The 14,172-nt window shown below is 61.4% G+C and carries 13 protein-coding genes; 3 read left to right on the top strand and 10 right to left on the bottom strand.

Features of this window, described 5'->3' with window-relative positions:
* Window positions 1-8 precede the first annotated feature (8 nt).
* The 3 genes from NATTI_RS0111030 to NATTI_RS0111020 all read left to right on the top strand — a co-directional run bounded on the left by NATTI_RS0111030 (window position 9) and on the right by NATTI_RS0111020 (window position 3,988).
* The gene (locus tag NATTI_RS0111030; RefSeq protein WP_241434291.1) at window positions 9-1,835 is read left to right on the top strand and encodes an ABC transporter substrate-binding protein; all 1,827 of its coding nucleotides are present in this window, start codon (window positions 9-11) and stop codon (window positions 1,833-1,835) included.
* 61 nt (window positions 1,836-1,896) lie between these two features.
* Window positions 1,897-2,892, top strand: coding sequence for an ABC transporter permease (locus tag NATTI_RS0111025; protein WP_006089494.1), 996 nt, complete (start codon window positions 1,897-1,899; stop codon window positions 2,890-2,892).
* A 1-nt stretch (window position 2,893) separates the two neighbouring features.
* A complete protein-coding gene (locus tag NATTI_RS0111020) occupies window positions 2,894-3,988 on the top strand; it encodes an ABC transporter permease (RefSeq protein WP_006089493.1) in 1,095 nt (364 codons plus the stop codon).
* Window positions 3,989-4,116: 128 nt separating this feature from the next.
* Here the strand turns inward: NATTI_RS0111020 and NATTI_RS0111010 are convergent, their stop codons facing one another.
* The 10 genes from NATTI_RS0111010 to NATTI_RS0110955 all read right to left on the bottom strand — a co-directional run bounded on the left by NATTI_RS0111010 (window position 4,117) and on the right by NATTI_RS0110955 (window position 14,025).
* Entirely contained in the window at window positions 4,117-4,344 is a 228-nt protein-coding gene (locus NATTI_RS0111010) for a DUF7511 domain-containing protein (RefSeq protein WP_006089492.1), read from the bottom strand.
* A 621-nt stretch (window positions 4,345-4,965) separates the two neighbouring features.
* The gene (locus tag NATTI_RS0111000) at window positions 4,966-5,184 is read right to left on the bottom strand and encodes a hypothetical protein (RefSeq protein ID WP_006089491.1); all 219 of its coding nucleotides are present in this window, start codon (window positions 5,182-5,184) and stop codon (window positions 4,966-4,968) included.
* Between the two features lie 300 nt (window positions 5,185-5,484).
* A complete protein-coding gene (gene ppk1 / locus NATTI_RS0110990; RefSeq protein WP_006089490.1) occupies window positions 5,485-7,746 on the bottom strand; it encodes a polyphosphate kinase 1 in 2,262 nt (753 codons plus the stop codon).
* A gap of 11 nt (window positions 7,747-7,757) precedes the next feature.
* Window positions 7,758-8,450, bottom strand: a complete 693-nt coding sequence (locus NATTI_RS0110985; protein WP_006089489.1) for a metallophosphoesterase family protein — start codon at window positions 8,448-8,450, stop codon at window positions 7,758-7,760.
* A gap of 106 nt (window positions 8,451-8,556) precedes the next feature.
* A complete protein-coding gene (locus NATTI_RS0110980; RefSeq protein ID WP_006089488.1) occupies window positions 8,557-9,561 on the bottom strand; it encodes a phosphate signaling complex PhoU family protein in 1,005 nt (334 codons plus the stop codon).
* Between the two features lie 4 nt (window positions 9,562-9,565).
* Window positions 9,566-10,240, bottom strand: coding sequence for a phosphate signaling complex protein PhoU (gene phoU, locus NATTI_RS0110975; protein WP_006089487.1), 675 nt, complete (start codon window positions 10,238-10,240; stop codon window positions 9,566-9,568).
* Window positions 10,241-10,242: 2 nt separating this feature from the next.
* Window positions 10,243-11,097, bottom strand: coding sequence for a phosphate ABC transporter ATP-binding protein PstB (pstB, locus tag NATTI_RS0110970; RefSeq protein WP_006089486.1), 855 nt, complete (start codon window positions 11,095-11,097; stop codon window positions 10,243-10,245).
* A 1-nt stretch (window position 11,098) separates the two neighbouring features.
* A complete protein-coding gene (gene pstA, locus NATTI_RS0110965; RefSeq protein ID WP_006089485.1) occupies window positions 11,099-11,998 on the bottom strand; it encodes a phosphate ABC transporter permease PstA in 900 nt (299 codons plus the stop codon).
* Complete coding sequence (gene pstC / locus NATTI_RS0110960) at window positions 11,995-12,987, bottom strand: phosphate ABC transporter permease subunit PstC (RefSeq protein WP_006089484.1); 993 nt, start codon at window positions 12,985-12,987, stop codon at window positions 11,995-11,997. Before pstC ends, pstA begins: the two co-directional genes overlap by 4 nt.
* A 15-nt stretch (window positions 12,988-13,002) precedes the next feature.
* Window positions 13,003-14,025 (bottom strand): PstS family phosphate ABC transporter substrate-binding protein, encoded by a 1,023-nt coding sequence (locus NATTI_RS0110955; protein ID WP_006089483.1) that lies wholly within the window; start codon window positions 14,023-14,025, stop codon window positions 13,003-13,005.
* Between the last annotated feature and the right edge of the window lie 147 nt (window positions 14,026-14,172).

Genomic DNA, 14,172 nt, shown 5'->3' with positions numbered 1-14,172 from the left:
CTCAGCCTGTGTCTCCTAACGCAAATCGGCGGTACACCCGTCGGGAGCTGGTTGCAAAGACTGGATTCGCTGCCGGCGGACTCGCGATGCTTGCAGGCTGTGCTGACAGCACGGACGACCCACACCTCGACGACGACGAGGGAACGATCGTGAGCGCAATCAACGAGCCGCTCTCTGCGGACTACAGCTGGAACTATTACAACGACGTCCTCTCGGTCGCTGCCGACGACTTCCTCTACTCGAGCGCGTTCGTCTACACGCCGAACACCGACGAACTCCACGCGGAAGGCGTCGCGGACTACGATATCGACGGCAACGAGCTCTGGCTCGAGTACCGCGACGACTGGTACTGGCACAACGGCGACGAGGTGACGACCGAAGACGTCTCGATCGGCTTCGACTATCACTTCTGGCTACAGGAAGCCGACGGTGCCCGCGAGAGCGGGCTGCTCGAGGACGACGGGTTCGTCGTCGAGAGCGACAAGACCGCGACGATGGTGTTCCGCGACGACATCCCGCAGAGCCGGTTCTGGGCGACTGATTCGCTGGTCCGCGAACCGTACGCCGCCAACCGAACCCGGCACGCCGACTGGCACGACGAGCTCGGGTCGGTCGACGCGACGAGCGACGAGTGGCTCGAACTGTGGGAGGAGTTTACCAACGACGAAGATCAGTTCTACCCGCCGGTCGGAAACGGACCGGTCGAGTACGTCGAACACTCCGATACGTCGTTGACCCTCGAGCGATTCGACGATCACTTCGCGGCCGAAACGCTCGATTTCACGGGGATGCGCCTCGACTACCACGAGGACGAGTTTCTGGCGTTCATCGAGGGACAGATCGACTACACCGACGTGGGAATGCCGGTCGAGCCGGAGGACGAGGGCCTCATGCCTGACGACTACGACTACTACGGGCAGGACCAGCTCCGACAAGCTGTCCTCAAGTTCAACAACGGTCACGACCTGCACGGCGACACCCGTCCGACGTGGGACGTTAACATCCGGAAAGCCATCGAGTACACGTTCGATCGCGACGCATTCACTTCGGCGATGCCCTACGGCTACGAACCGCTCGAGTTCCCCTGGGACGGCCTTCCGGACGAGATCGTCGAGGGCCAGTCCGACGAGTTCCTCGCGATGCTCGACGACGTCGACTTCGAGACCCGAGATCACGACGAAGACCGAGCTAAGGAACTCATCGACGCCTCAGAGAATTACAGCTACGACGAGAGCGAGGAGATTGTCGTTTGCGAGAACGGCGATGCCAACAGCGATCCCGGCGAGCAGGCGACGATCCAGATCCTCTCTCGGCAGGACATCCGCCTCGACATCGCGCAGATCTGTGAGAGTGAACTGTCGGCGTTCGGCTGGGACGTGACGATCAACGCCGTCGACAGCGGTGCCGAAAGCGAGCGACGACGCGGCGGCGAGTACGACTTCAAGACGGACACGACCGGCGTCCGTACGCTGCCGAGCCACCTCAACGACTGGGTGCGGCTCGAGGACAGACAGCACACGCCGCGAACGTTCGAGGTACCGTGGCCGCCTGGAGACGCCGACGGCGACAGTCACGACTGGGATCACCGGGACGCGTACAGTCGGTTCCTCTCGACGCCGGCCGACGCGTCGGACGAGGACTGGGGCGAGTACCTGATCGAAGCCGCCTGGGTCTGGAACCAGACCGTGCCGAGCATCCTCATCGCCTCGTTACAGGACGTCGAGGCGCTGGCAACCGATCGATTCGACGTCGACTACGACCACCCCTCGGTCCGGTTGGCCCACCAGGGTGAGTGGTTCCGATTGCCGGAGGAGATCGTCTGGTCCGTCGAGTAACCCACACCCAATTGTACCGATCCGATACGCAGTCCCCGATGATATTCACACGAGGTACGCTATGAACTGGTACAGTAGACGGGTTTTACAGGCGATTCTGACGGTGTATGCCGTTCTGGTGCTGTCGTTCGTGTTCACTCGAGTCCTTCCGGGGAACGCGGGAGACATCCTTCGTGCGCGGCTTGAAGACGAGGGCGGCATGTCGTCCGCGGAGATCGACCGGCAGGTCGAGCGGTTCATGAACATGCATCCGGATGACCCAATTCACGTCGCGTTCGTCGACTACATGATCAACGTCCACCAGTTGGACCTCGGGCAGTCGATCTGGTACGGCCAGAGCGTCAACGAGCTGATCGCGGTGTCGCTCCCGTGGACGCTCTTTATCGTCAGCTGGGGACTGTTCTTCAGCTTCTTCGTCGGAATCGTGCTCGGCTCGGTGATGGCGTACTACGAGGGATCGAAGATCGACGTGGGGCTCACGTCTTACGGCATGCTCGCCGGCTCGATTCCCTACTACGTTTTCGCGATCTTCCTGCTCATCGCGCTCTCGTACCGAACCGGCTACTTTCCGACGTCGGGCCGCGTCGGATCGGGACTCACGCCGGGGTTCAACTGGCCGTTCATCAGGAGCGTTATCCACCACGCCACCCTGCCGACGCTCTCGATCGTGCTCTCGGGGTCGATCGCCTCGTTTTCCATGCGCGGGAACAGTATCCGCGTCCTCGGCGCGGACTACATCCGGGTCGCTCGACTCCGCGGACTCCCCGATCGGACGATCATTACCCAGTACGTTGTTCGAAACGCCGTCCTCCCGATGTACACGGGATTCATGATCTCCATCGGGAACATCTTCGGCGGCGTCATCATCCTCGAGATGGTCTTCGGCTATCAGGGGATGGGCTACTACATGGCCGAATCGGTGAACACGCGCGATTATCCGCTGATGATGGGCGTGTTCATGGTCATTACGGTTGCCGTCGTCGTCGCACTGCTGATCGCCGACCTCACCTATCCGAAACTGGATCCGCGAATCGACGCCTCCGGAGAGGAGCTCTAACATGCGCGCAAACGAAGATTCCGATCACAACCAGTCGAACCGTTCTGCTTCGGAACCCGTTGTGACCGACGGCTCCGGAGCGATCGACGGCGCGAGCGATCCGCTCGACGTGCTGGCGGCCACGCCCGCCGACGACAGCTCTCCGGCGAAGAGACGGGCCGCCGGCAGACACCTCCGTACGTTCGTCCTCGAGCCCTGGGAGACGATGCGACGTGACTGGCGAGCGGTCACCGGTCTCGCGATCGTTTCCACGTACCTCCTCGTCGGTCTCGTCGGTCCCCTCCTCGTCGAACCGACGTCGGTGAACGACGCACCGCACCGAGTAGCCTGGTTCCAGAGCCTCGAACACCCACTCGGGACCGATCCGATGGGACGCGACCTGTTCTCCGAGATGGTTCACTCGACGCGGCCGATGCTACAGATGATGCTTACCGGCGGCCTGTTTACGATCGTCGTCGGGACGGCGTTCGGGACCGTCGCCGGCTACAAGGGCGGTACCGTCGATACCGTCCTCAGCGGCGTCACCGATATCTTCATCAACATCCCTGGTCTTCCGCTCGTGATCGTTCTGGCGGTCATCTTCCAACCGTCGAACCCGTTCACGCTCGGCGTACTGTTGACCGTCGCGGCCTGGGCCGGCCTCGCTCGAGCGGTCCGCTCGCAGGTCTTACAGCTCCGTCACGAATCGTTCATCGAGGCCTCGCGGACGATCGGCATCCCAACGGGACCGATCGTTCTCAAGGACGTCCTCCCCGCACTGTTGCCGTACATCGCCGTCAACTTCGTCAGTGCGATGCGGAACGTGATCTTCTCGGCCGCCGGACTGTACTTCATCGGGGTCCTCCCTTTCGAGGACACGAACTGGGGGATCACGCTTCGGGCGGCCTACGATGGCGGAGCCATGTACCGCGTCGGGCTTCTCCACTGGATACTCGTTCCGACGCTCGCCATCATCGTACTCTCGATGGGGCTCATCCTGCTTGCGCAGTCGTCCGACCGCGTGTTCAACCCTCGCGTCCGCGAGAAACATCGAACCGAACGAACGGAAGGGGCACAGAATGAACGAGTAAACGAGACCGGAACCGGTTTCAACTGACCGTCGTCACTGCCGGAACTGCGTATCGACCGATCGTGAGACACGAAACGGCTGTGAGGTCCGATGGACGGTCCCGATCAACGAACCGTCGCGGACGAGTGCGCCTCGAGCCACCCAGAAACCGATCGCTACCGCATGCTATCGAGGTCGACGACGGCCGACAGATCGGTAGACAGCCAAGTGGTCGTCTGTTCGTCTTCGGGACACTCCCGCGGCGTGATCGTACACCGATCCGCCTGAGTTCGGTATCGAACGATGACGCACTCGAGCGCGGGAACGTGATCCGCATCGATTGCGGCTGCCTCGAGTCGCTGTCGCACTGTTCGGTCGTCGCAGCCGCGTGATGAATTGCTCATTGGAATTGTAACCTCGACCGAGTATCTAGCGGTACTGTCAGAACGTACAAAACCGCTGCTAGTTGCCGTACCGAGCACTCCGTATCGGTGTCGAGGGATTCGTACAACCCGGTACTCCACCGGTACGATCGGACGGGACAAACGCCGGCCCACCGTCCGCCGCTCGAGAGCACTCCGGTACCGCGTGAGCGGGTGGTCGCGAGGACGCGGCGATCCCCCTCGAACAGTCGACTCGATCCGTAGCGCTCCGTAGCCCTCTGGTCGACTCCTAGTTCGATTTATGCCCGGTTCCATCCATCGCTCCGGTACGGATACCTACCATACACGAGTACCCGCGACTGTTGGTCGTCTGTGATCGCTGTCGGAGCCCGCTGGTCGCGCGAACTGCCGGACGATACTCTCAGGCCGATCGGTTCGTGAAAAACGAGTCCGTGTGGCTCCGGCGAGTTTTCGATCTACGAGTGAGCGCGAACAGCCGTCGTCTCCGACTCCGATCCTCGAGCGACTGAGCCTCGAAAGTGAGTGGCGACCGAAACGCTGTTCAGTCGCCATGGATCAGCGCGTGACGCGTCGATCCGCGACGCGTCACGTCAGGAAGGGGCAGCGTATCGCGTAAGCGGATCAGCGAGTCGTCTCCGCCGAGCGGGACTCGAGGAGCAGGTCGCTGATCGCACTCTTTCGGTGGCCGGTCAGCAGGTGCGTGTAGACATCTTTCCGGCTGTCGGCGGTGTACGCACACAGCGGACAGGCCGTCGTCTCATCGACCGGTGTGGATCGGCTGGCCGTCGTGGACGGGTCGATCGCTGTCACCCGATCTGCCGTCGTGGAGCGTTCAGACATTGTGGAGTGGACCGCTGGAGGGGATGGCGTGGCTCTCGGTTCGCGGGCGTATCGAACACTTCGGGATCGACGACTCCGCCGGGCGGAAATCGCTGGCCGCCGACTCGTTCGTCCGGTAAGACACCACGCATCCGTCTCGACCACGTGTCGCTATAAGGAAATTTCTAGGAGCGGTACGGAGCGTTCCCGAGCCGGGTGTAGCACACCGTACCTCGATCGTCTGCAAACACCGTCTCTAGTCCCCGGAACCGGCCGGGTAGAGTGGATACTCCGTCGTTGCTGTGGAATTATCATGGGAAGTCAACGAACTGCGTCCCGCGAACTTCGCATGAACGTCTCGTGAGCGTCCGTTCTGTTCTCGCTGTCGGACGACCGACACCGTTCGTAGGTGCCGTCAGACTGCATCTTCCACCGGTTTTGGGTGTCCGACAGCAGCGTCTCGAGTATCGACTGAAGCCTGTTCTGCAGGCGTAGTTCCTCAATTGGCGCCACGGTTTCGACGCGGCTGTCGAGGTTACGCGTCATCCAATCGGCCGAGCCGATGTAGTAGCGTTCGTCGTCGCCTGTCTGAAAGTAGAACAGCCGCGAGTGCTCGAGGAACCGACCGACGATACTGTAAACGTTGATCGTCTCGCTGACCTCCTCAAGACCGGGACGGAGCCGACAGACGTCTCGGACAATAAGGTCGATATCGACGCCGGCAATCGAGGCTCGGTAGAGCGCTCGGACGAGCGCGGGATCCTCGAGGCGGTTCATTTTGGCGACGAGACGAACGTCGCCCCCCTGGAGCGCGTGCTGGGTTGCGTCCCGGAGTAGTTCGGTAAACCGGTCGCGCATGTTCCCGGGGGCGATGAGCAGCGTCCGATATTCGCTGTGCATCGAGTGACCCGTAAAGTAGTTGAAAAGCTTGACGAGGTCCTGACCGATGTCTCGGTCGGCCGTCAACAGTCCGAGGTCCTCGTAGCGCTTGGCCGTCTCGGAGTGGTAGTTACCGGTCCCGATGTGGGAGTAGAGTCGAACGTCGTCGTCTTCCCGCCTCACGACGAGTGACGTCTTCGCGTGCGTTTTGTAGCCGATCGTCCCGTAGGCGACGTGAATACCTTCCTCCTCGAGTTTCTTCGCCCACTCGAGATTGTTCTTCTCGTCGAACCGAGCTTTGAGCTCAACCATAACGGCGACCTGTTTGCCGTTTCGAGCGGCCTCGAGAAGGCTCTCGATGATCTGTGAGTCGCTCGCGGTCCGGTAGATCACGGCCTTGATCGCTAACACGTTGGGATCGTGCGCCGCCGCCTCGAGAAACCGTTGGACGGTGCCCTCGAACGCGTGATAGGGGTGGTGGACGAGGACGTCGCGTTCGCGAATCACGTCGAAGACGCTCGTCTCGTCGCTACAGTTATCGAACCGTGGATGGATCTGTGGAGTCCAGTCGGGAAGCTTCAGATCGCTCCGATCCAGGTCCACGAGTTCCGTGAAGTCTCGGTAGTCGAGGGGTCCGTCGAGTTCGAACACCTCACGGTCATCGAGATCGAGTTCTCGCGTGACGATATCGAGGATCTGCTCTGGTGCGTCACGCTCGATCTCGAGTCGAACTGCAGTCGCGAATCGCCGTTCCTCAAGGACCTCCTCGACCATCTCGATCAGGTCTTCGGCGACCTCCTCGTTGCGTCGAACTTCGGCGTTTCGGGTGACTCGAAACAGTGCAGAGTCGACGATTTCGACGTTCGGAAAGAGGAGATCGAGGTTCGACCGGACGATCTCCTCGAGCGGAACGTACCGAGATTCTCCCTCGAACCGGACGAACCGGACCTGGTTCCGCGGGATCTTCACTCTGGAGAAGGTGCAGTCGGCATCCGGTTGTTCTTGAGTCAAAACGGCGAGTGAGAGGCTCTGGTTCGAGATAAACGGGAACGACTGGGCAGGGTCGAACGTCAACGGCGTCAGCGTCGGCAGGATCGATCGCTCGAAGTACGCACGCAGTTCGGTTCGTTCGGAGGCGGTCAGCGATTCGATCTCGATGATCTCGATTCCGGCGTCGTTCAGTGCAGGACGGATCTCCTCGCGATAACACCGACTCTGTCGCTCGAGTATCCGTCGCGACTCCTCGAGGGCCGCCGTCCATTGGTCGATCGGTGTACGGCCGTCCGGTGTTTTCTCGGAAACTCCCGCTGCAATCTGTTGTTTCAGTCCGCCGATTCGCTTGCGGAAGAACTCGTCGAGGTTGGTCGTGACGATTGCGAGAAACTTCACCCGCTCTAACAACGGCTGCTCCGGATCGAGCGCTTCGTGAAGAACGCGCCGTTGAAACGCGAGTTCGCTGAGTTCACGGTTGAGGTAGTACTCTGATGCCGTAAGATCGATGTCAGAAGCTTCCCCCTGGCCGTCGATCAGCAGTTCGGCGTGCTCGCGTATTTCGGTCTGCGCGCCGAGTACCGCTTCGATCGCATCTTCAGACTGCCGAAACATGAGTTCGTCGCCGCCGGAGCCGCCGTAATCCTCGGTTTGCGGATGCGATTCGGTCTCGCTACCGTCTTCGGACCTCCCGCCTGACTCGTTGTCTGACATTTTTCTCTCGATCAACGCCCTCCGGTAGCGACGATTTTCTCCTCGTCTCGGTTTACGTGTTCGTCCGCCGGCACGCTCACGAACACCTCGCGTCGAACGTCGTACGCGGTCAGACTTCCGCCGTAGACACAGCCCGTATCGAGACCCACTGTCCGTTCGCCGTCCAGCGGCTGTTCGAGAACCGTGTGACCGAAGAACACCCGCGGATTGCCATCGTACTCATCGAACCAGAACGGTCCATCGTAACCGTCGCCGTCGGGAGCTCGCATCGTAAGGAGCTCCTCGCTCGAGTGAGCCGTGAACGGTCGACTCGGTTCGATGCCGCCGTGAACGACGAGTCCGCCGTCCCAAGAGATTGCAACTGGAAGCGATTCGATATAGGCCTGCGCAGACGGACCGAATTCTTCCAGCGTCGCGGTTCCGTCGATGAGTTTCTGCTCGTTGTTACCACGGACCGACATCAGCTGTGGCGACGCTCGGATTCGATCGACGACCGCCTCGCTCTCCGGTCCCTTCCGAACCAGGTCGCCGACGAAAATTGCAAGATCGTTCTCGCCGAGATCGAGCGTCGAAAGAAGCGTTTCGAGCGCATCGAGGCAGCCGTGGACGTCACCGACGACGTAGACGCTGTCGTACGCCTCGAGATCGATCCGGCGATGATCGAACGATACCTGCGTTTCCGACGGTGGGTTGGTGACCGTCACGTGTTCTCGCTAGTCCGATCACGAAATGAGAAATAAACCGTTTATATGATCACTCAGTAGCACTATAGAGAACTGTGTACCGACTGTGTCTCGCCGTCCCGGCACGTCACGACTCGAGTCCCGTTTCGATCCCGGTCTCGCCGATCGTGAGTCCGATCTCGGCCAGTTGGCGGAGGCTCGCGAGGAGGGGACTGTACAGACACGCATCGCTCTCACAGCGGCCGTACACGCGCTGGGTGAGCTCCGCGAGATCCTCGTCGACGGCAGCATAGGCGTCGCTCGCCGTCCGAACCTCACCCGAGAGCGCGGACTCGACGAGTCGACGGATCTCGGATGCGACCGATTCGATCCCGTCCCGAAGCACTCCGTCGGGCGGGTCGGGCTGGTCGAGCGCGACGGCCGCGATTCGGTCCGCGTGTTCGGCGAGTCGCTCGAGTTGGCGGGCCGTCCGGTACTCCCGAAAGGCGACCGTTCGGTCGGTTCCCAGTCGTCCGATATCGCGGACGTCCTCGAGCCCGCGGTGAAAGCCCCGGCTCACGAACGCGAACAGTCGGTCCACGTCGTCGTTTCGACTCCGGACTCGCCGCGCGAGGTCGTCGTCGCCGGACAGGAGCGCCTCGATCGCGTCGTCGTACAGCTCGAGTGCGAGTTGGCGCGCCTGGGCGACCGTCTGCGGGAGCGAAACCTCACCGGCGTCGAGCAGGTTCCGTATCGTGAGTCGGTCGTCGGTCGTCTCCTGAATCTCGATGCCGATGAGCCGACCGACGGTTCGCTCGAGTTCCCGCCGGGTGTCGGTCTCGAGGCCGTCCACTCCCGCGACGGTGATTCGATCGTACCCCGTCGCGTACGCCGCCCGAACCCGCTGTAACAGCGCTCGCTCGTCGTCGGTCGCGGCGTCGATCGTCACCGATCGGTCGCTCCCCGAGACGTGTTCCGGAGCCGCGATGACTCGATCGTCGTGGGGGTAGAGATACATCGACGCGCCGGACTCGAGTCCCTGTTCGAGGGCCCACTCTTTGGGCAGCGAGACGACGAACGTGGAGTTGCCGGTGAGCTGGACTTTTCGCTCGATCGGGTCGGTCGAATCGTCGGGAACGGAGTGCTGACTCATCGCTTCAGTAGATCAGTTCGTCGTCGTTTTCGACCATGTAGAGCGTTCGTGCGGCGATGTTGACCGCGTGGTCGCCGACGCGCTCTAAGTCCCGGATCGTCAGCAGCATCCGCGAGACATCGTCGAGGAACGCGTCGTCGGCGACCTCGCCAGTCGTCCCCTCGGCCTCGAGCAAGTCTCGGACGACGACGTCGCTCGCCCCCTCACAGAGGGCGTCGATCTCGTCGTCCAGCGCGGCGATATCGTGGGGTGTCTCGGCGTCCTCGTCAGCGTACGCCTGCATGGCCGCCTCGACCATCTCGACGGTCCGGATACCGATGTAGCCGATGTCGATCTCGGAGTAGCGATCCCGCTCGGCCTGCAGGGTGTACTCGCCGAGATTAACCGCTAAGTCGGCGATCCGCTCGAGATCGGTGATGATCTTGAACGACGCGGCGATAAAGCGGAGGTCGCCTGCGACGGGCTGTTGCAGGGCAAATAGGTCGATACACGTTTGCTCGATCTCGAGGTACAGCTCGTTGATCTCGTAATCGCCCGCGATGATCCGGTCGGCTAGCTCGTCGTCTTTCGTCTCGAGGGCGGAAAGCGCCCGCTCGAGCCGGTGACAGACGAGGTCGCTCATCTCGAGGACGCGGTCGCGCAGTGCCGCCAGTTGCTGTTGGTAGTCGTTTCGTGCCATAGTTAGCCGAATTTGCCAGTGATGTAGTCCTCGACGCGGTCGTGCTCGGGGTTCTCGAAGATCGTCGCCGTCTCGTCGTACTCGACGAGGTTCCCGCCGGTGAGGAAGACGGCTGTCCTGTCCGAGATGCGGGCCGCCTGCTGCATGTTGTGGGTGACGATGACGACCGTGTACTCCTCGGCGAGGTCGTCGATCAGGTCCTCGATTTTCGACGCCGCGACGGGGTCCAGCGCCGACGTCGGCTCGTCCATCAGGATGACCTCGGGATCGGGTGCGATGGCGCGGGCGATACAGAGTCGCTGCTGTTGCCCGCCCGAGAGGTCGAGCCCGCTCGAGTCCAGTTGATCGTTCACTTCGTCCCAGAGGGCAGCGCCGCGCAGCGCCCGCTCGACTTCCTCGTCGAGATCCACGTCGTCCTCAAGGCCCTGTACACGAAGCCCGTAGGCGACGTTGTCGTAGATCGATTTCGGGAACGGGTTCGGTTTCTGGAAGACCATCCCGATCTTGCGTCGGAGGGCGACGGGATCGACGTCGTCGTCGTAGACGTTCTTCCCGTGGAAACCGAGCGTCCCGTCGACGCGACAGCTGTCGATCTGGTCGTTCATTCGGTTGATACAGCGCAGGAAGGTCGACTTTCCACAGCCCGAGGGGCCGATAATCGCCGTCACTCGGTTTTCCGGAATGCCGATATCGACCCCGTCAAGCGCCCGTTCATCGCCGTAGTAGACATCGAGATCCGTCGTGGTGATGACGGAATTCGTCCGGCTATCGCTTCGGTTGGTTGCCTCTGCCGTTACCTCGGTGGTGATAAGCGAGCGTTCGTCTGCGCTCCGTTCGTTGTCTTTCTCTGTGGCCATGTTAGATCTCCGTCTCGTACTTGTTTCGAAGATAGATCGCGATCCCGTTCATGGCGAACATGAAGACGAGCAACACTGCGATCCCGGTTGCGGCGAGATGAATGAAGTGCTGACTCGGTTCAGCTGCCCAGTTGTAAATCTGGGTCGGCATCGCGCTGAAGCGATCGAACGGCCCCCACGCGATGCGGTTCGTGAACAGTGCACCGACCATGATAAGCGGGGCCGTTTCGCCGATCGCACGCGCCAGTGCGAGGATCGTCCCCGTCATGATGCCGGGCATCGCGGCCGGCAGGACGACCTCGCGGATGGTTTGCCACTTCGTCGCGCCGGTCGCGTACGACCCGTTCCTGACGCCGTCTGGGACCGCTCGTAGCGCCTCCTGCGTCGAGACGATAATAATCGGCATCACCAACAGCGCGAGCGCGATTGCACCGGCAAGCAGGACCGGGCCGAGACCGATCCCGTTGACGAACGCTGCCAGCGCGAGCAGTCCGTAGACGATCGACGGAACCCCGGCGAGGTTCGCGAGGTTCGCTTCGATGAGCCGCGTGGTTCGGTTGTCCGGTGCGTACTCTTCGAGATAGATCGCCGAGCCGACGCCGACGAAAAACGACAGCACCGCGGTGATGATCATCAGCATGATCGAGGCGATGATCGCCCCCCTGAATCCGGACAGCTCTTCGCGACGCGAGCCGTCTCGAGTGAAGAACTCGACGAGACTGATGTTGTACTCCGTCAGCCCGGTATAGAGGTCGGTAATCACGTCGAGCAACAACAGTGCCAGCATGACGACGCCAAACATCGACGCGGCGAAGATGACCGCGAGGAAGATTCGGTTCTTCCGGTGGTCCCACCCGAGGTCGATGTCGGTGAACAGCTTCCCATCGGTGTCAGTGCTCATCGGTACTCCTCCTGGAAGCGTCGTTTGAACCAATCGTTGAGTAGATTCATCGTCAGCGTCATGATGAACAGCAGCAATCCGACGGCGAACAGGCTCTGGTAGTCAACCGTGCCGACCGCGGACGTGCCGCGAGCCCGCGAGACCATGTACGCCGTCATCGTCATCACCTCGTCGAACGGGTTGGCGGTGATGTTCGCGTTGTATCCGACAGCGAGCGTCACGGCCATCGTCTCGCCGATCGCTCGTGAGACGGCAAGAATGTACGATGCAAAGACGCCCGAGATCGACGCCGGCAGCACGATCCGCGTCGAGACGTCGTACTTCGTCGCCCCGAGGGCGTACGCCCCGTTTCTGAGGTCGTCCGGCACCGCGGCCATCGCGTCCTCGCTGATCGAAGACACCATCGGAATCGTCATGATCCCGACGACGAGCATCCCCGAGAGGAGACTATATCGACCGATGTTGATGCCGAACAGTGTACTGGCGATCGGACCGAGGATGACCGGGTTGATGAACGCGATCGCGAAGTAGCCGTAGACGATCGTTGGAATTCCGGCGAGGATCTCGAGCGTCGGTTTGAGCTTCGAACGGACGCCGGGTGACGCGTACTCCGAGAGGTAGATCGCCGTCGCGGTACCGATCGGAATCGAGACGAACGCCGCGCCGACAGTGATCGCGAGCGTCCCGAAGATGATCGGGAGCGCCCCGTGAGATGGCGTCGCGTGGGACGGCGCCCACCGCGTTCCGGTGAAGAACTCGGTGAACGTGACTGTCCGTTCGACGCTCGCCCCCATGACCATCTCGGTGAGCCGCGCACCGAAAAAGTAGCTAGCGGCGTTGTCGAACAGTACGAAAAAAATCGCGAGCGTCGTAAGGACCGTGATCGACGCACACCCGAAGAGGATGCGCCGTGCCCGGCGATTCGACTCGATGGCGTCTCGAGCAGTATCGCCGGTAATTCCCGGTCCGGGGTCGGTTTCAGTGCTCATCGTGTGCCTCTTCGGTTACTCTCGCTGCACGGTGAGTTCGTCCGGATCGGCACCGACCTGGTCGAGCCAGTCGTCGATTTTGTCGTGGTTCTCCTCCTGTGCCTCGTCGGTCGTCGCGTAGAACCCTTCGTCGCGTGCGAACTCGTGTTGGCCGTTGACGTAGAAGCGAGCGAACGAGCCGATGAGATCGGGTTCTTCCTCGAGGCTTGCGAGGTTGATAAACGCGAACAGCGGACGGGCGAGCGGCGAGTAGGTCCCTTCTTCGATGTTTTCCTGTTCGGGTAGGTAGAACTCGCCGTCCGCATCGCTTTCGACGGGAACCGCTTCGATCGGCTGATCGTCCTCGATGTCCCGGAGGTAGCCCAGGCCGCCCCAGCCGAAGCCGTGTTCGTTGCTGGCAACGGCGTTCATGATCTCGTTGGTCTGACTCGTCGCCGAGTAGTCGTCGCGGATGTTCCCCAGCTCGCCGTTGATCGCCTCGGTGAAGTAGTCGAACGTCCCCGACGCGTCGTCACGCGCGTGGAGCTGAATCCCTTCGTCGGGCCAGTCGGAACGGATATCGCTCCACGTCTCGACATCCGACTCGAACTCCCAAACCTGCTGCAGTTCGTCGAGCGTGATGTTGTCGACCCAGTTATTTTCGGAGTTCTTCACGACCGACAATCCGTCGAGACCGACCTCGAGGAAGCCGTAGTCGACGTCTTCTTCCTCACAGAGGCCGACCTCGTCTTCGGTAATCTGGCGGCTTGCACTCTGAACCGCAGAGTTACCGCGACAGAACTCCTGGAAACCCGCGCCGGTTCCTTCCGGAGCGACGTCGACCAAAACGTCGGGATACTCGTTTTCGAAGTTCTCCCCCGCCCACGAGGTAATCGGGGCGACGGTGTTCGATCCGGATGCATCGATGGTCCCGGACGGGCCATCTCCGCCCGCACTACAGCCCGCGATGAGCGCGATCCCAGCCGCGCCGGTTCCAGCGAGGAGCCGACGTCGTGATGTCATCCCGATACCACCGGTTTCGGACGTGTTGTCCGTCATCACCCGGAGGGTAGCCCAGATCGTATAAAGAGGATGCTATGATCTATATAGGTACTCACTGTTCTCGATATACCAGTACATAGCCGACTGTAGCTCGCAGTAGTGATCGACTCTGCCGTTCGACATCAGTTAGATTCCGACGGGTAG

This window comes from Natronorubrum tibetense GA33 (genome assembly GCF_000383975.1).
GTDB lineage: Archaea > Halobacteriota > Halobacteria > Halobacteriales > Natrialbaceae > Natronorubrum > Natronorubrum tibetense.
This window is presented reverse-complemented; position numbering and strand designations above follow the sequence as displayed.